General features: G+C 61.2%; 19 protein-coding genes and 2 pseudogenes. 13 read left to right on the top strand and 8 right to left on the bottom strand.

The window, feature by feature from the left end:
- Nucleotides 1–3 precede the first annotated feature (3 nt).
- Nucleotides 4–1,251 carry a diaminopimelate decarboxylase gene (gene lysA / locus BXA01_RS15040; protein ID WP_056791636.1) on the bottom strand — a complete coding sequence of 416 codons (1,248 nt, stop codon included), beginning with the start codon at nt 1,249–1,251 and terminating at the stop codon, nt 4–6.
- 9 nt (nt 1,252–1,260) lie between these two features.
- Nucleotides 1,261–1,431, bottom strand: a complete 171-nt coding sequence (lptM, locus tag BXA01_RS15035) for an LPS translocon maturation chaperone LptM (protein ID WP_016772589.1) — start codon at nt 1,429–1,431, stop codon at nt 1,261–1,263.
- A 314-nt stretch (nt 1,432–1,745) separates the two neighbouring features.
- On the opposite strand from lptM, the gene cyaY reads away from it, so the two are divergent.
- From cyaY to rnk, 3 genes are all read left to right on the top strand, one after another.
- Nucleotides 1,746–2,078 carry an iron donor protein CyaY gene (gene cyaY, locus BXA01_RS15025; RefSeq protein ID WP_041476930.1) on the top strand — a complete coding sequence of 111 codons (333 nt, stop codon included), beginning with the start codon at nt 1,746–1,748 and terminating at the stop codon, nt 2,076–2,078.
- Nucleotides 2,079–2,081: 3 nt separating this feature from the next.
- Entirely contained in the window at nt 2,082–2,303 is a 222-nt protein-coding gene (locus tag BXA01_RS15020; RefSeq protein ID WP_076564524.1) for a DUF1289 domain-containing protein, read from the top strand.
- Between the two features lie 254 nt (nt 2,304–2,557).
- Nucleotides 2,558–2,977, top strand: a complete 420-nt coding sequence (gene rnk / locus BXA01_RS15010) for a nucleoside diphosphate kinase regulator (RefSeq protein ID WP_039757397.1) — start codon at nt 2,558–2,560, stop codon at nt 2,975–2,977.
- Between the two features lie 9 nt (nt 2,978–2,986).
- Here rnk and BXA01_RS15005 read toward each other — a convergent pair whose 3' ends face one another.
- From BXA01_RS15005 to BXA01_RS14995, 3 genes are all read right to left on the bottom strand, one after another.
- The gene (locus BXA01_RS15005) at nt 2,987–5,830 is read right to left on the bottom strand and encodes a class I adenylate cyclase (protein WP_076564522.1); all 2,844 of its coding nucleotides are present in this window, start codon (nt 5,828–5,830) and stop codon (nt 2,987–2,989) included.
- 181 nt (nt 5,831–6,011) lie between these two features.
- Complete coding sequence (locus BXA01_RS15000; RefSeq protein WP_076564521.1) at nt 6,012–6,257, bottom strand: TIGR02647 family protein; 246 nt, start codon at nt 6,255–6,257, stop codon at nt 6,012–6,014.
- Between the two features lie 196 nt (nt 6,258–6,453).
- Nucleotides 6,454–6,744, bottom strand: a complete 291-nt coding sequence (locus BXA01_RS14995; RefSeq protein ID WP_076564520.1) for a hypothetical protein — start codon at nt 6,742–6,744, stop codon at nt 6,454–6,456.
- 123 nt (nt 6,745–6,867) lie between these two features.
- Between BXA01_RS14995 and BXA01_RS14990 the strand changes: the two genes are divergently transcribed.
- Nucleotides 6,868–7,527 carry a glutathione S-transferase family protein gene (locus BXA01_RS14990; protein WP_076564519.1) on the top strand — a complete coding sequence of 220 codons (660 nt, stop codon included), beginning with the start codon at nt 6,868–6,870 and terminating at the stop codon, nt 7,525–7,527.
- A 119-nt stretch (nt 7,528–7,646) separates the two neighbouring features.
- On the opposite strand, the gene argH is transcribed toward BXA01_RS14990, so the two are convergent.
- The gene (gene argH, locus BXA01_RS14985) at nt 7,647–9,041 is read right to left on the bottom strand and encodes an argininosuccinate lyase (protein WP_039757402.1); all 1,395 of its coding nucleotides are present in this window, start codon (nt 9,039–9,041) and stop codon (nt 7,647–7,649) included.
- A 311-nt stretch (nt 9,042–9,352) separates the two neighbouring features.
- Here argH and BXA01_RS27320 point away from each other — a divergent pair.
- From BXA01_RS27320 to BXA01_RS14955, 8 genes and pseudogenes are all read left to right on the top strand, one after another.
- Nucleotides 9,353–9,514, top strand: a pseudogene (locus BXA01_RS27320) (sensor histidine kinase); the annotation flags it as partial.
- Complete coding sequence (locus BXA01_RS14980) at nt 9,511–10,257, top strand: LytR/AlgR family response regulator transcription factor (protein ID WP_016772598.1); 747 nt, start codon at nt 9,511–9,513, stop codon at nt 10,255–10,257. The pseudogene BXA01_RS27320 and the gene BXA01_RS14980, both read left to right, overlap by 4 nt.
- Nucleotides 10,258–10,394: 137 nt before the next feature.
- Nucleotides 10,395–11,336, top strand: coding sequence for a hydroxymethylbilane synthase (gene hemC, locus BXA01_RS14975; protein ID WP_076564518.1), 942 nt, complete (start codon nt 10,395–10,397; stop codon nt 11,334–11,336).
- Nucleotides 11,333–12,031, top strand: a pseudogene (locus BXA01_RS27315) (uroporphyrinogen-III synthase); the annotation flags it as partial. The gene hemC and the pseudogene BXA01_RS27315, both read left to right, overlap by 4 nt.
- Nucleotides 12,032–12,115: 84 nt before the next feature.
- Nucleotides 12,116–13,258, top strand: a complete 1,143-nt coding sequence (locus tag BXA01_RS27310; RefSeq protein WP_231991048.1) for a uroporphyrinogen-III C-methyltransferase — start codon at nt 12,116–12,118, stop codon at nt 13,256–13,258.
- A complete protein-coding gene (locus BXA01_RS14965; protein WP_076564516.1) occupies nt 13,255–14,493 on the top strand; it encodes a heme biosynthesis protein HemY in 1,239 nt (412 codons plus the stop codon). Before BXA01_RS27310 ends, BXA01_RS14965 begins: the two co-directional genes overlap by 4 nt.
- Before the next feature lie 216 nt (nt 14,494–14,709).
- A complete protein-coding gene (locus BXA01_RS14960) occupies nt 14,710–15,261 on the top strand; it encodes a disulfide bond formation protein B (RefSeq protein ID WP_016772601.1) in 552 nt (183 codons plus the stop codon).
- A 181-nt stretch (nt 15,262–15,442) separates the two neighbouring features.
- Nucleotides 15,443–15,901: an Rsd/AlgQ family anti-sigma factor gene (locus BXA01_RS14955; protein ID WP_039757408.1), complete on the top strand. Its 459-nt coding sequence runs from the start codon at nt 15,443–15,445 to the stop codon at nt 15,899–15,901.
- A gap of 57 nt (nt 15,902–15,958) precedes the next feature.
- On the opposite strand, the gene BXA01_RS14950 is transcribed toward BXA01_RS14955, so the two are convergent.
- A complete protein-coding gene (locus BXA01_RS14950) occupies nt 15,959–16,624 on the bottom strand; it encodes an FKBP-type peptidyl-prolyl cis-trans isomerase (RefSeq protein ID WP_076564515.1) in 666 nt (221 codons plus the stop codon).
- Nucleotides 16,625–16,816: 192 nt separating this feature from the next.
- On the opposite strand from BXA01_RS14950, the gene BXA01_RS14945 reads away from it, so the two are divergent.
- Entirely contained in the window at nt 16,817–17,977 is a 1,161-nt protein-coding gene (locus tag BXA01_RS14945) for an AlgP family protein (RefSeq protein WP_076564514.1), read from the top strand.
- Here the strand turns inward: BXA01_RS14945 and BXA01_RS14940 are convergent.
- Nucleotides 17,974–18,435 (bottom strand): TIGR02444 family protein, encoded by a 462-nt coding sequence (locus BXA01_RS14940; RefSeq protein ID WP_076564513.1) that lies wholly within the window; start codon nt 18,433–18,435, stop codon nt 17,974–17,976. The genes BXA01_RS14945 and BXA01_RS14940 overlap by 4 nt on opposite strands.
- Nucleotides 18,436–18,457: the final 22 nt, after the last annotated feature.

The raw sequence follows: 18,457 nt of genomic DNA, 5'->3' as shown, positions 1-18,457 counted from the left end.
GGGTTACTCCGGCAGCAGGCTTTCGCCGGCAAACAGCTCGGCCACGGTTTCGCGGCGACGCACTTCAAAAACCTGATCACCATCCACCAGCACCTCGGCAGCACGGCCACGGGTGTTGTAGTTGGAGCTCATGACGAAACCGTAGGCACCGGCCGAATGCACTGCCAGCAGATCGCCTTCTTCCAGCGCCAGCTCGCGGTCCTTGGCGAGGAAGTCGCCGGTTTCGCAGATCGGGCCGACGATGTCGTACTTGCGTGCAGCGCTGTCGCGCGGTTTCACCGCCGTGACGTCCATCCACGCCTGATACAGCGCTGGACGGATGAGGTCGTTCATCGCCGCGTCGACGATGGCGAAATCCTTGTGCTCGGTGTGCTTGAGGTATTCGACCTGGGTCAGCAACACGCCGCCATTGGCAACGATGAAGCGACCCGGTTCGAACACCAGCGCCAGATCACGCCCGTCGAGACGCTCGCGCACGGCTTTGATGTAGTCGGCAGCCAGCGGCGGCTCTTCATCGCGATAACGCACGCCCAGGCCACCACCGAGATCGATGTGGCGCAGGTGAATGCCGCAATCGCCCAGACGGTCGACCAGATCGAGCAAGCGATCCAGGGCGTCAATGAATGGCGGCAGCGTGGTCAGTTGCGAACCGATATGGCAGTCAACGCCCACCACTTCCAGGTTCGGCAGATGCGCGGCGCGCACGTACACGTCTTCGGCATCGGCAATGGCGATGCCGAACTTGTTCTCTTTCAGACCGGTGGAAATGTACGGGTGGGTGCCGGCATCGACGTCCGGGTTCACGCGCAGCGAAACCGGGGCGCGAACACCCAGCTCGGCGGCGACTACTTGCAGGCGCTCGAGCTCATCGGTGGACTCGACGTTGAAGCAGTGCACGCCGACTTCGAGGGCGCGGCGCATGTCGTCACGGGTCTTGCCGACGCCGGAGAAAACGATCTTGTCGGCGCTGCCACCTGCGGCCAGTACACGTTCCAGCTCGCCACGGGAAACGATGTCGAAACCGGCGCCGAGACGGGCCAGGACATTCAGTACACCGAGGTTGGAGTTGGCTTTGACCGCGAAGCAGACCAGATGCGGCATGCCGGCCAGCGCATCGGCGTAGGCCAGATACTGCGCTTCGATGTGCGCGCGCGAGTAGACATAGGTGGGCGTGCCGAAGCGGTCGGCGATGGCGGACAGCGCCACACCTTCCGCGAACAGCTCCCCGCCACGGTAGTTAAAAGCGTCCATGGCGATCCCTTAGTAAACGTCGTGCTTGTGAGCCTTGGATGGCTGCTTCTGCGAAGACTGGGCTTGTTCGGCCGGGTCCTGATCGTCATCCGGCAGGTACAGCGGGCCTTTTTGACCACAGGCCGAAACGAGGCAGGCAACCGCGACGAGCGCAGCAAGGGAAGAGATCAGGCGCTTCATGGCGAAATCCTTGAAAATGCGTTAATTGCGCCGGAGTATACCGGCCACCCGGCAGCTTGCCTATGCGAGGGGGTTCCCGTCCGGCGGGGCTCCTGTGATGCGCATCATCCCTGTGGGAGCGAGCCTGCTCGCGAAGGTGTCGGCAAATTCAACAGGCTCGTTGCCTGACACACCGCTTTCGCGAGCAGGCTCGCTCCCACGGGGGCGGTGCTGGATGGGCCGACAGGTGCTTGGTCGTTAATCTTTGCAATCGGCCGGCAGCGTCCGTATCTTTCGGCGCTTGAGCCTGATCAGACATTTTTGAGGTTGCCGCAATGAGTTTGTCCGAAGCCCGTTTCCACGATCTGGTCGATGAAACCCAGGAAAAACTGGAAGACATATTTGACGAAAGCGATCTGGACATCGATCTGGAAAGCTCGGCAGGTGTCTTGACCGTCAAGTTCGAAAACGGCTCGCAGCTGATCTTCAGCCGCCAGGAGCCATTGCGTCAGCTGTGGCTGGCGGCCGTGTCCGGTGGTTTCCACTTCGACTACGACGAAGAGAGCGAGCGCTGGATGTGCGACAAGAGCGAAGAGCAATTGGGCGAAATGCTTCAGCGCCTCGTCAAGCAGCAGGCTGGCGCCGAATTCGATTTCGAAGGTCTGTGATTCGTGACTGATGCAGCGCCTGTTCGCCCGCCGAAACCGCTCTACAGCAACGTCAGCCCGGCGGTGCCTTCGCCGTGCACCGGCGTATGCCGACTGGACGAACAGAAAGTCTGTCTCGGCTGCGCGCGCCACGTCGAAGACATTCGCGAGTGGCGCTCGGCGGATGATCAGCGGCGCCGGGTGATTTGCCAGCAGGCTACCGCACGAAAATCCCAAGCCTGTTGATATCGTGGCGAGGGGATTTATCCCCGTTGGGTCGCGTAGCGGCCCCAAAATCTATACGGCTGCTGCGCAGCCGAACGGGGATAAATCCCCTCGCCACAAGGGTTTCACCCAGGCAAAAAAGGGCGTGACTTGTATATTTTTTGAGCTGTGATAGTGTCCGCGAACGCCTCAAACCACCGAGGCACGGTGAAAACCCCGTCTTTTTTGGCGGGGTTTTGCTTTTTTTGTGCAGAAGAAAGGAGTCTGCCTGGATCATGACCGCACCTTCCATCACCCTTACCCGTCTGGACGTGCAACGTCTGGAGCGCCTGATCGACAGCCTGAGCGAGAAAGACCAGGCTGCGCCGGGCGTGATTGCGCTGCAAACCGAGCTGGACCGCGCCGATACCGTGGTCGGCCACGATGAAGTGCCCGCCGATGTCGTGACCATGAATTCCCGTGTGCATTGCCGCGAAGAAGGCAGTGGCAAGGATTACCACTTGACGCTGGTCTATCCCAAGGACGCCAACGCCGATGAAGGCAAGATTTCCATTCTGGCGCCGGTCGGCAGTGCGCTGCTGGGTCTGAAGGTCGGTCAGCATATCGATTGGCCGGCGCCGGGCGGCAAATCGCTGAAACTGACCTTGCTGGAAGTGGAGTCGCAACCGGTCAACGGCGGCGCCTTTCCCGAATAAATCCCCGCTTCAAACCTGTTCGAGCGCTTCATTCAACGAGCGCTCCAGGTCCGCCTTGTAGCGCAGATACAGATTGCTTGAACTGTGCCCGTCACCGAGCAGACCCGACAGGTCGAGGTCGGTGATGTAGCAGCGATAACGCTCGGTCTCGCGGCGCTGCTCGACGATCTCCCGGGCGACCACGCTGAACAACTGGTCGCCATGCTCCAGCTCGCTGAATTCGCGCTGATTGCAATACAGGGTGACCTGCACTTCGCCGGGTGCGGCTTTGCCGATGATTGCCTGCACATCGTAGAACGGTTTGTTCACCGGCGTCTGCGGTGCCGGGCGGGTTTCGACCCTGCGCGAGCGCCCCGGGCCTGACGGCAAGAGCTGGTAATACAAAGTCTCGGGGCTGCCTGCAGGGCCACCGTCCATCGGCAATTGCGCTTCACGGCGGTACTGGATCGATTGCAGAAAACGCTGCAGCGGTACCAGCAGACTCTGCTCGTCGTGGTACGGCAGTTGCTGCTGCCACAGCGCATTGAATTCATCCAGCACGTACAGCTCCGCCTGCTGTTCGCTGATGCGATAGAACACCTGAATGCATTCCGGCTGACCCATCGGCAGGATCAGCGCCAGGTCGTGATCTTCCAGTGCCATCGGGTCGAGGTGCAGCGGGCTGTAGCGCGGTTGTTCTTCGCCCAGATAATCGAGCAGTGCCGGCAGGGTGGCGAGGGCGACATGGTTGACCTGACCCGGCACCAGCTCCAGCACGTGGTAGTGCTGCTGCACCTGAATCAGGTAGCGGTGATTCAGCTCGCTGAGCAACAGGGTCTGCGCGGTGTCGACGATTTCCTCGACGCGGCGGGCAATGAATTGCGCGCGGTTGTGGCAGAAGCAGCGCACTTTCAGCGACGGCTGCACAGGGCCGCGCGGCAGGTTGTTGAGGTAATCGCGCAGGCAGTCGAGCAGCGCATGCTGGCCGTCGAAACGATTGACCAGCACTTCGTTCCAGCTGTTGAGCGTGACCTGATCGAGGGTCAGCACCAGGTTTTCACGCACGCCGGCATAGCTCAGCGAGTCGGTGCGCTCGGTGGTCATCAGGATATTCAGATCGCGGTGATGCTTGAGCGGGTCGACGCCGACGTTGATCAATAGCAGCACTTCGCTGGGCACAGCGGCGCGCAGCAACGCCTCTTCGGCCACGGTGGGCAAGGGCAGGGCGATGCACTGCTGCAGGCTGCCAAGCAGGTTGAACAGCTCGAACTCGCTCAAGTCGCTGGTGCCCGGATGCAGGGCCAGACGCGTGCTGCTGTCGATCACGCCGTTGCGGTGGCACCAGGTCAGCAATTCAAGCAGTTCGCGACTGCGCTTGATCGGCGCGAAATGTTCCCACTCCAGCGCCGTCAGGCTGCCGTTGTACAGGCCCCACTGGGTCTGCCCCGGCTCTTTTTTGTTCGGCGACTGCACCAGGGTCAGGGTGTCTTCGGCCAGGTCCGGGGCAATGCCCGGATTGATGAGCTCGACCTTGTCGGCCTTGCGCTCGAATGCCGCGTAGAGTCGACGGCCGAGCACATTGAGGTCGCGCTTGTTGATCAGGCTGACGGTCTGTTCGCTGCGGGCGAACTGGGTCAGGAAGCGATAGCTGTAGTTGAGTTCGTTGACCAGTGCGCGGCGCTCGGCGCTGACCTGGCGGACTTTCCACTGACTGCGGCTGTCGAGCAGCGCCAGTTGCCGCTGATCCCAGTGCCACTCGCCAGCCAGGCGTTCGAGCAGTGCGCGTTGCCAGCCTTGGCTGCGGCTGTTGCCGGTGAGCTTGCGGTTGACTTTCAGATACAGCGCGCGGCGCACCAGTTCAAGACGCTCCGGTTCGTTGCGGGCGATCAGGTATTCCTCGATACGCCGGTACACGACCATGTACGGGTCAAGCTCATCGAGATCGAGCTGATTGGCGAACACGGCTTTCTTGAAGCGCAGGCTCAGGCACTGAACGTGCGGGTGTTCACTGGCGTACACCTCGGTCAGCAGCAGTTTGAGCACTGACTTGTAGGGCGATTCGATGCCTTTGAACAACTGCCACAATCCGGCGCCGATGAATTCCCCGGGCGGAATGGTCGCCATCGGCCCGAGATCCAGGGTTTCGTCGGCGCGAATGAAGCGTTTGGACAGCAGGGTGTAGGTGTAGGCGTCGTAGGCTGTTTCTTCATAGACCGGCACCAGCCACCAGATCGGCGTGCGCCCGGCCAGCCAGATCGCCGTGCGGTAAAACTCGTCGAGCAGCAGATAGTGCTGGGTGCTGCCGCAGTTGTCCGAACTGAGCTTGGAATCGCGTTCGCCTTTGACGAAGCGCGCCGGGTCGATCAGGAAGAAATGCGCTTCGGCACCCTGGCTCGCAGCCCAGGCTTCCAGCAATTGGCACTTTTTGCTCAGCTCGGCGAGCTCGCTTTCGCTCAGGTCCGGCCCATGGCAGACCCACACGTCCATGTCGCTCTGATCGGCCTGGGCCAGTGTGCCGAGGCTGCCCATCAGGAACAGGCCGTGGATCGGTCGCGGCGGGTTACTGCCATGGCGCGGCCTGTAAGAGAACGAGCGAGTCAGGCGCTGCGCCTCGGTCAGCGCATTGGCGTCCGGCTCATAATTCGAGAGCCCGGCCGGCGTACTGCCCGAGACATAGCCGGGCAGCAATGGATGATTGACGTGAAAGAACAGCGGCAACAGCGTCAACACGCTTTGCTGGCGCGTCGACAAGCCCTCGAGAGCGCGGCCGAGGCGGCCTTCATTGAGTTTGAGAAAACGTGCGCGCAGTTGGCTGAGTACCTTGCGGTCGATGCCTTCGTCCAGGTCGGGGCGGATTTCGTGGGTGCGGGTCATGTCAGCTCAAACCGGCTTGCAGGCTCGGACGTAGAGGGTCTCGGAATGGCCGCAGTTTAGCCGCTGCGCGGCAGGACGTTTAAGCTGAATTTGTTTTTTGACGTCAGTTTTTTATCGACAGCGATCGGGCGGGCCCGCGGAAATCCCGTGGCAGGAGTTCCCGTGGGCAAAGTCAGAGAAATCAGGCGGTTTCCTGTTCTTTCAAAATCGTCAGTACGGTCTGCACGTTTTGCGCGGCATCGCGACCGAGGCTGGTCAGATAACCGCCATCGGGCTGGTCGGTGAGTTCTTTTTCAAAGAGACGCTGGGCAGCAGCGATGTGTTTCGGGGCAGCGCTCTGGTGAATTTTCAGACCTTCCTGGCAACTGTCCAGGTTGAAGAGTGCAAGGACTTCCAGTTCGGCAACCAACTCAGGGGTAAGCGACATAAGGACTCCAGACTTTCTAGGAATTGGACGACAGCGCCTCTAAGGTGAACCCGCTGGTGCAGCATGTCCAGTGCTCGGATCAGGGGATTTTGTCTTGAGGCGAATTCCAGTGTAGCCGGGCGGCAGCAGATGGCTGGATGGATGCGTAACAAACCTTGTGGGAGCGAGCCTGCTCGCTCCCACAGGAATGATGTGGTTACTGCTTTTCCGGTGGCAGCTCTGGCAAAGCACGCAGTGCTGCTTCGTACCACTGGGTGTCGAACGGGCGATCTTCATCGAGCATCGCGTCAATTTCGAAAGCCAGCACGTGGGCCATCAGATTGAGGATCCCGTCACGGTCCATGCCGACCAAAGTCAGCTTGTTCAACGTCGCCTTCGCCGCCGGCGGGTTGTCGCTTTCAATCTGGTTCTCGATGGCTTCGATCAGGGTCGCTTCGGTGAATGCTTCTTCGTCGTCATCGTTGACGATATCTGTCGGCTCGCTCATGGCAGGCTCCTCAGGGAAAGGCGCCAGTTTACCCGCATTCAGCGGCGTGATGCTGCTGGCGGGAAACGCCGCGGCGATCTATAAACAGGCACTGCCCACCCCGCACGGCCTGGAGGCTCTGTGATGTTCAAGCTCTACGGATTCGCTGTCAGCAACTACTACAACATGGTCAAACTGGCACTGCTGGAAAAAGGCCTACCCTTCGAAGAGGTGACCTTCTACCCGACGCAGACCCCGGAGTCACTGGCCATCAGTCCGCGTGGCAAGGTCCCGGTGCTGGGTGTCGACGCCGGTTATATCAACGAAACCGCGATCATCCTCGAATACCTCGAACAATCACAAAAGGGCACGCCGCTCCTGCCCAGCGATCCGTTCGAGCGCGCGCAGGTATTGGCAATTGCCAAGGAAATCGAGTTGTACATCGAGTTGCCGGGGCGTGCCTGCTATGGCGAGGCGTTTTTCGGTGTGACATTGCCGGAGGCGATCAAGGAGAAGACCCGGACCGAGCTGCTGCTGGGCTTCGCCGCACTCGGCCGCCACGGCCAGTTCGCCCCTTATGTGGCGGGTGACAGCCTGAGCATTGCCGATTTGTATTTCCTCTACAGCGTGCCGTTGGCCTGTGCGGTCGGGCAGAAGTTGTTCGGGGTTGATCTGCTGGCTGAGATGCCGCAGGCGAAAGCGCTGCTGGAGCGGCTTGAGCAGAATCCGCACGTGCAGAAGATTGCGGCGGACAAGGACGCGGCGATGCCGGCGTTTTTGGCGATGATTGCTGCCAAGAAGTGAATTTTGTAGCGCTCTGAAGTCAGTCATCGCTGGCAAGCCAGCTCCCACAGGGCTATGGGTCGAACGCAAAATTGTGTTCCCCAAAGAACCCTGTGGGAGCGGGCTTGCCCGCGATGCTTTTAGCGGCTGGCGATTAGGGCCTGGCCGCGCGCCACCGCAGCCTTGACCTGCGCCGGCGCAGTCCCGCCGATATGATCGCGGGCATTCACCGAGCCTTCCAGGGTCAGCACGGCAAACACGTCCTGCTCGATCTGATCACTGAACTGACGCAGTTCTTCCAGGCTCATCTCCGCCAGATCCTTGCCCGTGTCCACGCCGTATTTCACCGCGTGGCCAACGATTTCATGGCAATCACGGAACGGCAGACCACGGCGCACCAGATAATCCGCCAGGTCAGTCGCAGTGGAGAAACCGCGCAGTGCCGCTTCACGCATGATCGCGTGTTTCGGCTTGATCGCCGGGATCATGTCGGCGAACGCGCGCAGCGAATCGCGCAGGGTGTCGGCGGCGTCGAACAGCGGTTCCTTGTCTTCCTGATTGTCCTTGTTGTAGGCCAGCGGCTGGCCTTTCATCAGGGTCAGCAGGCCCATCAGCGCACCGAACACACGGCCGGTCTTGCCGCGCACCAGCTCAGGCACGTCGGGGTTTTTCTTTTGCGGCATGATCGAGCTACCGGTACAGAAACGATCCGGCAGATCGATGAACTGGAACTGCGCGCTGGTCCACAGCACCAGCTCTTCGGAGAAGCGCGACAGGTGCATCATCGCGATGCTTGCGGCCGAGCAGAATTCGATGGCGAAGTCGCGATCGGAAACGTTGTCCAGCGAGTTGCCGCCGACGGCGTCGAAGCCCAGCAGTTGCGCGGTGTATTCGCGGTCGATCGGGTAGGTGGTGCCGGCCAGCGCGGCGCTGCCCAATGGCATGCGGTTGGTGCGCTTGCGGCAGTCGACCAGACGCTCGTAGTCGCGGCTGAGCATTTCGAACCAGGCCAGCATGTGATGCCCGAAAGTCACTGGCTGCGCGGTCTGCAAGTGGGTGAAGCCCGGCATTATGCTTGCGGCCTCACGTTCGGCTTGCTCCAGCAGGCCCTTTTGCAGGCGGGTGATCTCGGCGAGGATCAGGTCGATTTCATCGCGCAGCCACAGGCGGATGTCGGTGGCGACCTGGTCGTTGCGGCTGCGCCCGGTGTGGAGCTTTTTACCGGTGACGCCGATGCGGTCGGTCAGGCGCGCTTCGATGTTCATGTGCACGTCTTCGAGGTCGACGCGCCAGTCGAACTGGCCGGCCTCGATTTCGCCCTGAATGGTCTTCAGGCCATCGATGATGCTGTCGCGCTCGGCATCGGTCAGCACGCCGACCTTGGCCAGCATGGTGGCGTGGGCGATTGAGCCCATGATGTCGTGGCGATACAGGCGCTGGTCGAAAGTGACGGAGGCGGTGAAGCGGGCGACGAAGGCGTCGACGGGTTCACTGAAGCGGCCGCCCCAGGACTGATTGGTCTTGTCAGTGCTCATGAATTCGCTCGTATCGGCTTGAAGAAATGGCGTGAAACGCTGGCGCGGATAATAACAGGGTTGCCAATCCTGTCGCTGACACCGGTCGATACGTTTTTTCGCGGATGTGTCAGGCATGTCCGGCGCGGTCTGCAAGGAATTTACAAAAGGATATTTTTTGATTGAGCAATATCGTTCCGACGAACGTCTACAGTGGACATAAGGGTCGGTGCGAATGCGGATCATGCAAAGGTCCGGCCACTGGCTATAAGAAGAGGGGGCGGGTGAGTTGTACAACGGTCACCCACCGTGAGAAACGCAGGAAACAGTGGGCTCTGAGCGGTACGACCCGGACGCTGGCAAATATTGCTGGCCGACGTACGGCACTTTTTGGCGCTCGGGCTAGTCTTAGCGTGGATCGCGGTGACGGAGGTCACTACACCTGTCTACGCTATCCTTGTGCGAGACTCACGCAGGAATCCAGCGCAATATGAATGTCCTGATCGTTGATGACGAACCCCTGGCTCGCGAGCGCCTAAGCCGTATGGTGAGCGAACTCGAGGGTTACACAGTCCTGGAGCCCAGTGCCACGAATGGCGAGGAGGCGTTAGCGCTGATCGACAGCCACAAGCCGGATATCGTGCTGCTCGATATCCGCATGCCGGGCCTCGATGGCCTGCAGGTTGCTGCCCGACTGTGCGAACGAGAGACGCCGCCGGCCGTGGTGTTTTGCACCAGTCCCGATGAATTTGCCGTGGAAGCCCTGCAGGCCAGCGCCGTGGGCTATGTGGTGAAACCTGTGCGAACCGAACACTTGAATGAAGCCCTGAAGCGGGCTGAACGTCCCAACCGGGCGCAACTCTCGGCCCTGACCCGTCCCGCTGCCGAAAGTGGCAACGGCCCACGCAGCCACATCAGCGCACGGACCCGTAAAGGCATCGAGCTGATTCCGCTGGATCAGGTGGTCTACTTCATCGCAGACCACAAATACGTGACCCTGCGTCACGAAGCCGGCGAGGTGCTGCTCGACGAACCCCTCAAAGCCCTTGAAGACGAATTCGGCGAACGCTTTGTCCGTATCCACCGCAACGCGCTGGTCGCTCGTGATCGCATTGAGCGATTGCAACGCACCCCATTGGGACATTTCCAGTTGTTCCTCAAAGGCCTCAATGGCGATGCACTGATTGTCAGCCGGCGGCATGTTGCCGGTGTGCGCAAGATGATGCAGGGGCTTTGACCCGATCCTCACCGGCCTTTTCGTGTTCTTTTATCCGGCATGGCAGGCCAGGGAGGCCGCGCCGGTTCTGATTCAGGTCAAAGTGAAATTGACTGAGCTGTTATTATCCGCCGTATCTATTCAGTACGGATTGTTCCATGTCCCCTCGCGAAATCCGCATCGCCACCCGTAAAAGTGCGCTGGCCCTCTGGCAGGCCGAATACGTCAAAGCCCGTCTCGAGGCGGCCCACCCGGGCCTGCTGGTGACGCTAGTGCCCATGGTCAGTCGCGGTGACAAGCTGCTCGACTCGCCACTGTCGAAGATCGGCGGCAAGGGCCTGTTCGTCAAGGAACTGGAAACCGCGCTGCTGGAAAACCAGGCCGATATCGCCGTGCATTCGATGAAAGACGTGCCGATGGACTTCCCGCAAGGCTTGGGCCTGTTTTGCATCTGCGAGCGTGAAGACCCGCGCGATGCTTTCGTCTCCAACACCTACGCCAGTCTTGAAGCGCTGCCTGCCGGTGCCATCGTCGGCACCTCGAGCCTGCGTCGGCAAACGCAATTGCTGGCGCGTCGCCCGGATCTGCAGATCCGTTTCCTGCGTGGCAACGTCAACACCCGTCTGGCCAAGCTCGACGCCGACGAGTACGACGCGATCATCCTCGCCGCTGCCGGCCTGATCCGCCTGGGTTTCGAAGAGCGCATCACATCGGCGATCAGTGTCGATGACAGCCTGCCGGCCGGTGGCCAGGGCGCGGTCGGCATCGAATGCCGCAGCGCCGACCACGAAATCCACGCCTTGCTCGCGCCTTTGCATCACGCCGATACCGCTTCGCGGGTGAACGCCGAACGCGCCCTCAACAAACATTTGAACGGCGGCTGCCAAGTGCCGATCGCCTGCTACGCCGTGCTTGAAGGCGAGCAGTTGTGGTTGCGCGGTCTGGTCGGCGAACCGAGTGGTGGCAAGCTGCTCAGTGCCGAAGCCCGGGCGCCGCGTGCCGACGCGGAAATCTTGGGTGTGCAGGTCGCTGAAGACCTGCTCAAGCAAGGCGCCGACGACATTCTCAAAGCGGTGTACGGCGAGGCGGGGCACGAGTGACGGCCTGGCGCCTGCTGCTGACGCGCCCGGCAGACGACTGCGCGGCGCTGGCCGAACAGTTGGCCGGGCACGGGATTTTCAGCAGTTGTCTGCCGCTTCTGGACATTGTTCCGCTGCCGCTCTCTGAGACTATTCGCCAGGCGATTTCGCGATTGCCCGCTTGCAGCGCGGTGATTGTGGTCAGCAAACCGGCGGCGCGGATCGCGGTGGATCTGCTCAAGTCCCAAGGCACGGCGCCATTGAGCATGCCGTGGTTCAGCGTCGGCGCGGCGACCGCAGGCATTCTTCGCGAGCATGGTCTCGATGTCAGCTTCCCGGCTGACGGCGATGACAGTGAAGCCTTGCTGCAATTGCCGCGTCTGCGCGAGGCGCTCGACCAGTCCGGCGCGAAGGTGATGATCCTGCGCGGCGAGGGCGGTCGTGAACTGCTCGCCGAGCGCCTGCGCGCGCTTGGTGCTAGTGTCGAGTATCTGGAGTTGTATCGCCGCGACCTGCCAGCCTACCCGCCAAACGAGCTGCCACGGCGGATCGAAGCGGAACGCTTGAACGGGCTGGTGGTCAGCAGTGGACAGGGTTTCGAGCACCTGCGGCAGATGGCCGGCGATGCCTGGCCGAAGATCGCGCAGTTGCCGTTGTTTGTTCCAAGCCCGAGGGTCGCCGAGCTGGCACGTGCCGCCGGGGCTCAAACAGTTGTGGATTGCCGCGGCGCGAGTGCCGCGGCTTTGCTGACGGCGTTACGGGAATTTCCCGTGCCGTTTTCTAATGCAAAGGATGGATACGTGAGCGAAACAGCCTTGCCAAAAGATGACGTCCAGCCTGCGCTTGATGCCCAGGTTGAAACTCCACCACCGGCCAAAGAGCCGCGCCGAGGCAATGGACTGGCGATTGTCGCCTTGCTGCTCGGTGCCGCCGGTGTCGCCATCGGCGGCTGGGGTGTCTGGCAGGTGCGCCACCTGCAGAGCAACACGCAGCAACAGTCGAGTCAGGTGCAGGCGTTGAACGATCAGGCGCAGAGTCTGAAGCTCAACGAACAGCGTCTGACCGAGCGCCTGGCGCAGTTACCCGGTGCTGACGAGCTCGCCGAGCGCCAGCGTCTGGTCACGCAATTGCAGGGCGATCAGCAGCGCCTCAATCAACGTCTGGAAACCGTCCTCGGCGCCAGCCGCAAGGACTGGCGTCTGGCCGAGGCCGAACACTTGCTGCGTCTGGCCAGCCTGCGCCTTTCAGCGTTGCAGGACATCAGCAGCGCCCAGGCACTGGTGCAAGGCGCCGATGAAATTCTCCGTGAACAGAACGATCCGGGTTCCTTCGCCGCGCGCGAGCAAGTGGCGAAAACCCTGGTCGCCTTGCGCAGCACCGAACAGCCGGATCGCACCGGGCTGTTCCTGCGTCTCGGCGCGCTGCGCGATCAGGTCATCGACCTCACTGAGCTGGCGCCGGAGTACAAGGATCGCGGCGAGTCGCTGCTGGGCCTGACCAGCGATGGCGATGGCGCCAGTCGCTGGGCGCAATGGTGGGACAAGGTTTCGCGCTATATCCGCATCGATTTCAACGCTGACAAGAACGTCAAACCGCTGCTGGCCGGACAGAGCCTGAGCCAGGTGCGCCTGGCCCTGAGCCTGGCGCTGGAGCAGGCGCAGTGGGCGGCGCTCAACGGTCAGGCGGCGGTGTACACCCAGGCGCTGGCCGAGGCACGCGATGTGCTCAAGGGCAATTTCAACCCGGACAATCCGCAAAGCAAAGTCATGCTGGAACAGGTCGCCGAGCTGAGCAAGGAACCGGTCACCGTCAAGACGCCGGATCTGACCGGCACCTTGAGTGCGGTGCAGGGGTATCTGGAGCGGCGTAACGTCAATGCCGAGGAATCGGTGAAACCGTTCGCCAAGCCTGCCGCCAATGCTGCGCAGGAGGCGACCCCATGAAGCGCCTCTATGTAATCGTGTTTCTGGTCATCGCCGCGACGGCAGCGCTGGGCCTGGCGATTGCCGAGCATTCCGGTTACGTGCTGGTGGCGTACAAGAGCTTCCGCTACGAATCGAGCCTGTGGGCGACACTCGCGGTGATCGCGGTGCTGTGGCTGCTGTTCTGGGGCATCAAAGTGCTGGTCGAGCTGGTGATGACCTCCACCGGCGTGGTCAATCCGTGGTCGCGACGCAATCGCAGCCGCCGCGTGCAAGTGGCGATCGAACACGGCCAACTGGATCTGGCTGAAGGTCGCTGGGCCAGCGCGCAGCGGCATTTGACCCGCGCAGCGGAAGCCGAGCGCCAGCCACTGCTGTATTACCTCGGCGCCGCCCGTGCGGCGAACGAGCAAGGTCAGTACGAAGAAAGTGATCGTTTGCTCGAACGTGCGCTGGAGCGTCAGCCGCAAGCCGAACTGGCGATCGCCCTGAGTCACGCACAGTTGCAGACCGATCGTGGCGACACCGACGGTGCGCTGGTGACCTTGCAGGCAATGCATGAACGGCATCCGCGCAGCGCGCAGACATTGCGTCAATTGCAACGTCTGCATCAGCAGCGTGGCGAATGGCCGGCGGTGATTCGTTTGCTGCCTGAGTTGCGCAAGGACAAGGTCCTGCCGCCGGCCGAGCTGGCCGAACTCGAGCGCCGCGCCTGGGGTGAGAACCTGTCCTTGGCAGCGCATCGCGAAGAAGACGGTACGGTGGGTCTGCAATCGCTCAAGCGGGCGTGGGAGCAGCTGACTTCGGCGCAGCGTCAGGAAGCACCTTTGGTACTGGCCTATGCCGAGCAATTGCGTCAGCTGGGCGCTCAGGTCGAGGCCGAAGAGGTCCTGCGAACAGCGCTCAAGCGCAAATACGACAGCCATCTGGCGCGGCTTTATGGTCTGGTTCGTGGCAGTGATCCTGCGCGTCAGTTGCAGATTGCCGAAGGCTGGCTCAAGGAGCACCCGGCCGATCCGAGTCTGCTGCTGACCCTCGGGCGGTTGTGTCTGCAAACCAGTCTGTGGGGCAAGGCCCGTGACTATCTGGAAAGCAGCCTGCGCGTGCAGCGCAATCCGGAGACCTGTGCGGAACTGGCCCGCCTGCTTGCACAGCTTGGCGATACCGAGCGCAGCAATCAGTTGTTCCAGGAAGGTCTGGGGCTGCTGGATGAACGCCTGCTGGCGGCGCCTTTGCCGGTTGCGGCGAAGGTCTGAATGGCGAGGGAGGTTGCTCCCTCGTGAACTTCAATGACCGAAAATTCCCCTTCTTTGCGCTCCAGAGACAAAGTCCTACAGAGCGCTTCACCGTTTCCTATCGAGCCTGTCGGGTTTTCCCTACACCTGCGGTGAACTGTCGGCAGGCCCTTGCCTTGAAAGGCTGACACGCTTTCCTCTACCGTAACCGTCTGTCTCTACTGTTACGGAAAAGCCATGTCGTTGGCCTGCTCACGCTCCTTGTTCTTCATGGCTTTCATTGCGGGGGCCTTTGCTCTGGGAGCTTCCTATTACCTCGAATATGCGGTCGGACTGACGCCTTGCAGTCTGTGCCTGGTGCAGCGATTGTTCCTCACATTGCTGTGCATCGGCTGCGGCGTGGCGGCGGTGCATGGCCCCCGGCGCGTTGGCTTATGGTGGTACTGGCTGTTTGCACTCGGCGCCAGTCTGGGTGGAACCACCGCTGCGTGGCGGCAGGTATTGATCCAGAGTGACTCGATGCTGCAACTGGTCAAATGCTCGCCGACCGTGGAGTCACTGTTCAGCGACCTGCCGTGGATCTGCGCTTTGCAACGGATGTTCAACGGCGGCGCCGATTGTGCGGACATCTCCTGGACACTGTTCGATTTGAGCATCCCGGAATGGAGCCTGCTGTTTTTTGTCGGGGTGTCGATCCTTGCGGTTTATCAGTTGTTGCGTCTGATCTGGAGCGCTCTGCAACGACCGGTCAGCGACGAAGCGTCGCACCACCTGCTGGTCAGGGATTAAACACTTGTATGAACTTTATCTCCTGCGTACCTTGAAGCCATAGGCGTGCGGGCATAATCTGGCCGGCACGTGTCATTGGATTTATGTTGCTCGATGACGCTCTGCCCGATCGTCCACCAGTCAAATCAGAACAGGGGCGCGGGTGTAGAGCAGCATGACCCACAAGGGAAGAGAGATCGCCATGCTCGAAAGTTGTCAGAATGCTCAGGAACGTTGGGGTGGGGTTCATCTGCTGATCGACCGCTGGTTGCAGGAGCGTGAAGAGCTGATCGGCGCCTACGACAAGCTCGGTGCGCAGCCTGATTCGCTGTCCGAAAGCCGCAAACCCTTGTTGGAATTCTGCGGTGTACTGGTCGATTACGTATCGGCGGGGCACTTCGAAATCTATGAACAGCTGACCGGCGAAGCCAAGGCGTTCAACGACAAGCGCGGTCTGGAACTCGCCGAGACCATCTACCCGCGCATCGACGTCATTACCGAGAAGCTGCTCGCGTTCAACGACTTGTGCGACGAAGGCAAATGCGTTGCGGAGAAATTCAAGGAACTCGGTGGCCTGCTGCACGAGCGCTTCGAACTTGAGGATTGCCTGATCGAAGTGCTGCACACGGCACACAAGGCAGAAGATCCGGTTCAGGCCTGATCCACGTCCTTCATGAAAAACGGTGCGCCCGAAAGCGCACCGTTTTTTTATGCCTGATCAGTTCGTCGCGCCACGCAATTCCACTTCGAAAACCAGAGGCGTGAACGGCGCGATCAGGTCGCCGGCACCGTCGGCGCCATAGGCTTGATCCGATGGAATCACCAGTCGCCATTTCGCCCCCACCGGCATGTTCTGCAAGGCGGTGCGCCAACCGGCGATCACGCTGTCGAGGTTGAACCATTGCGGCTGGGTGTTCTGATCGAACACAGTGCCGTCCGGCAGCTTGCCGACATACAGTACCTGCACTTTGCCGTCCGGGCCGGCCTTGGCGCCAGTGCCCGGAACCAGTTCAGTCAGGAGGATGCCATCGGCCAGTTCCTTCACCCCCGGTTTGGCTTTTTCCGCACTGAGAAAGCGTTGCTCGTTTTCCATCGCCGCGTCGCTCGATTGCCGTGAAGCTTGCTCGGCATTTTGCGATTCATGGTCGGCAAGAATCTGTTCGATACGCGCTTCACTCAGCGCCAGCGGCTTGCCCTGATACGCCTGTTGCAGACCTTCGATCAGCGCCTGGATCTGCAATTGCGGCACCTCCTGACGCAGCCGTTCGCCGAGGCTGGCACCGAGGCTATAAGCCAGATCATGAGCATCGTTCGCCGTGTTTTTTTCATCGGCATACGCCGTCGAAAAAAACACGCAGAGGGACAAAATAAAGTAGCGCGACATGGGCACTCTCCGACCTGAGATGCGGGGGATTATGCCAGTGCAAACGTCTGCATCGGTGAACTGCTTTTTCCCGCGCGCAGAACATTTCGGCTTCGGTGCAACGCAACGGTGCAGATACTGTCAACATGCCCTAGCGGCGGTATCAGCAGAGGTCTAGTATGAGCCGCACTCACGTCAGCCAGGAGGTAAACCATGTCGGCCACCAAGAAGCCTGTAAATACTCCGTTGCACCTACTCCAACAGTTGTCGGGCAGCCTGCTCGAGCATTTGGAAAACGCTTGCTCGCAAGCCTTGGCTGATGCTGAAAAACTGCTCGCCAAGCTGGAAAAACAGCGCGGCAAGGCGCAGGAAAAACTGCACAAATCGCGCACCAAATTGCAGGACGCCGCCACCGCCGGCAAAGCCAAGGCACAGAACAAAGCCAAGGCTGCCGTGAAAGAACTCGAAGACCTGCTGGACGCTTTGAAAGATCGTCAGTCCGAGACCCGCAGCTACATTCTGCAACTCAAGCGCGATGCTCAGGAAAGCCTGAAACTGGCCCAGGGTGTTGGCCGCGTTCAAGAAGCAGTGGGCAAAGTTCTGTCGTCGCGCTCGGCCAAACCCGCAGCAGCACCAGCGAAGAAAGTCGCCGCCAAACCTGCTGCAAGCAAAGCCCCGGCGAAGACCGCTGCGGCGAAACCTGCTGTTGCGAAGACCGCCGCCAAACCAGCGGCCAAGGCGCCAGTGAAAGCGGCTGCCAAACCAGCGGCGAAAACTGCAGCGAAGAAGCCGGCGGCGAGCGCGGCAAAACCGGCGGCTAAAACCACCGCAGCCAAACCTGCTGCAGCCAAGCCAGCAGTGAAAGCCACCCCTGCCAAAGCCGCTGCAAAACCGGCCGCGAGCAAAGCTGCACCGGCGAAAACCGCAGCCACCAAACCTGCTGCCAAAGCAGCAGCGAAACCAGCAGCAAAACCTGCTGCCAAGACTGCCGCTGCGAAGCCTGCTGCCAAGCCGGCCGCCGCCAAACCTGCTGCGAAAGTGGCGGTAAAACCGGCTGCCAAACCAGCCGCAACATCGGCAGCAAAACCTGCGGCAAAAACCGCTGCGAAACCGGCCGCCAAGCCAGCTGCGAAACCCGCTGCTGCCAAGCCGGCCGCCAAGCCAGCCGCAAAACCAGCGGTGAAAAAGCCAGCAGCTGCCAAGCCAGCCGCGACCAAACCGGCTGCCGCTCCAGCAGCCAAGCCTGCCACTGCCGCTACCCCGGCTGCCCCAGCTGCATCGGCACCGTCGTCCGCAGCCCACTCGACCCCTTCGACTGCGCCAGCGCCAGCCGCTTCGTCGAACGTCAGCAGCACCCCGACCAGCGCTTCCTAAGTGCCGGTTGCCGCGACGCGCAGCACTTGCAGCGCGTCGCGGTTCAGGCTGGCGGCATTGCCGGCCAAGCCCTCAAGCCAAGTCAACGAACCTGCATCGTTGCGCGTCCACTCCTGCGCCACACCTTCGAGCCGTGACAGCAAGGTGCGCTCAGCTTCAAGCTCCAGTGATTTGATCTGCTCGCGCATGCCGGCCACCACTGCATCGTCGACGGCCCGCGCTTTCCATTGCAGGCGCAGGGTTCGCAGCGGCTGCACCACTTCGATATCCCACGGCGCGGTCAAGGCCTTGAGCAGACGTACGCGCGGTTCATCGCAGGCCACCGCGCGCTGCTCCAGCCACACACCGCACAGTAAAAGGCAGACATTGGCGCCCGCGGTTTGCAATTGCAGGCAGGCATCTTCCACACCCGGCCGGGCGTAGACATCAAGGGCAAAGCTCCACAGGTCAGAGGACATCGTGCTACTCGCGCCAGTTGTG

Origin of the sequence: Pseudomonas sp. B10 (assembly GCF_900156235.1) — a bacterium.
In the GTDB taxonomy this organism is placed as follows: domain Bacteria; phylum Pseudomonadota; class Gammaproteobacteria; order Pseudomonadales; family Pseudomonadaceae; genus Aquipseudomonas; species Aquipseudomonas siliginis.
This window is presented reverse-complemented; position numbering and strand designations above follow the sequence as displayed.

Excerpts from the sequence above, each read along its gene's own strand:
- lysA (WP_056791636.1), bottom strand. The coding sequence starts at position 1,251 with ATGGACGCTTTTAACTACCGTGGCGGGGAGCTGTTCGCGGAAGGTGTG.
- lptM (WP_016772589.1), bottom strand. The coding sequence starts at position 1,431 with ATGAAGCGCCTGATCTCTTCCCTTGCTGCGCTCGTCGCGGTTGCCTGC.
- cyaY (WP_041476930.1), top strand. The coding sequence starts at position 1,746 with ATGAGTTTGTCCGAAGCCCGTTTCCACGATCTGGTCGATGAAACCCAG.
- rnk (WP_039757397.1), top strand. The coding sequence starts at position 2,558 with ATGACCGCACCTTCCATCACCCTTACCCGTCTGGACGTGCAACGTCTG.
- BXA01_RS15005 (WP_076564522.1), bottom strand. The coding sequence starts at position 5,830 with ATGACCCGCACCCACGAAATCCGCCCCGACCTGGACGAAGGCATCGAC.
- BXA01_RS15000 (WP_076564521.1), bottom strand. The coding sequence starts at position 6,257 with ATGTCGCTTACCCCTGAGTTGGTTGCCGAACTGGAAGTCCTTGCACTC.
- BXA01_RS14995 (WP_076564520.1), bottom strand. The coding sequence starts at position 6,744 with ATGAGCGAGCCGACAGATATCGTCAACGATGACGACGAAGAAGCATTC.
- BXA01_RS14990 (WP_076564519.1), top strand. The coding sequence starts at position 6,868 with ATGTTCAAGCTCTACGGATTCGCTGTCAGCAACTACTACAACATGGTC.
- argH (WP_039757402.1), bottom strand. The coding sequence starts at position 9,041 with ATGAGCACTGACAAGACCAATCAGTCCTGGGGCGGCCGCTTCAGTGAA.
- BXA01_RS14980 (WP_016772598.1), top strand. The coding sequence starts at position 9,511 with ATGAATGTCCTGATCGTTGATGACGAACCCCTGGCTCGCGAGCGCCTA.
- hemC (WP_076564518.1), top strand. The coding sequence starts at position 10,395 with ATGTCCCCTCGCGAAATCCGCATCGCCACCCGTAAAAGTGCGCTGGCC.
- BXA01_RS14965 (WP_076564516.1), top strand. The coding sequence starts at position 13,255 with ATGAAGCGCCTCTATGTAATCGTGTTTCTGGTCATCGCCGCGACGGCA.
- BXA01_RS14960 (WP_016772601.1), top strand. The coding sequence starts at position 14,710 with ATGTCGTTGGCCTGCTCACGCTCCTTGTTCTTCATGGCTTTCATTGCG.
- BXA01_RS14955 (WP_039757408.1), top strand. The coding sequence starts at position 15,443 with ATGCTCGAAAGTTGTCAGAATGCTCAGGAACGTTGGGGTGGGGTTCAT.
- BXA01_RS14950 (WP_076564515.1), bottom strand. The coding sequence starts at position 16,624 with ATGTCGCGCTACTTTATTTTGTCCCTCTGCGTGTTTTTTTCGACGGCG.
- BXA01_RS14945 (WP_076564514.1), top strand. The coding sequence starts at position 16,817 with ATGTCGGCCACCAAGAAGCCTGTAAATACTCCGTTGCACCTACTCCAA.
- BXA01_RS14940 (WP_076564513.1), bottom strand. The coding sequence starts at position 18,435 with ATGTCCTCTGACCTGTGGAGCTTTGCCCTTGATGTCTACGCCCGGCCG.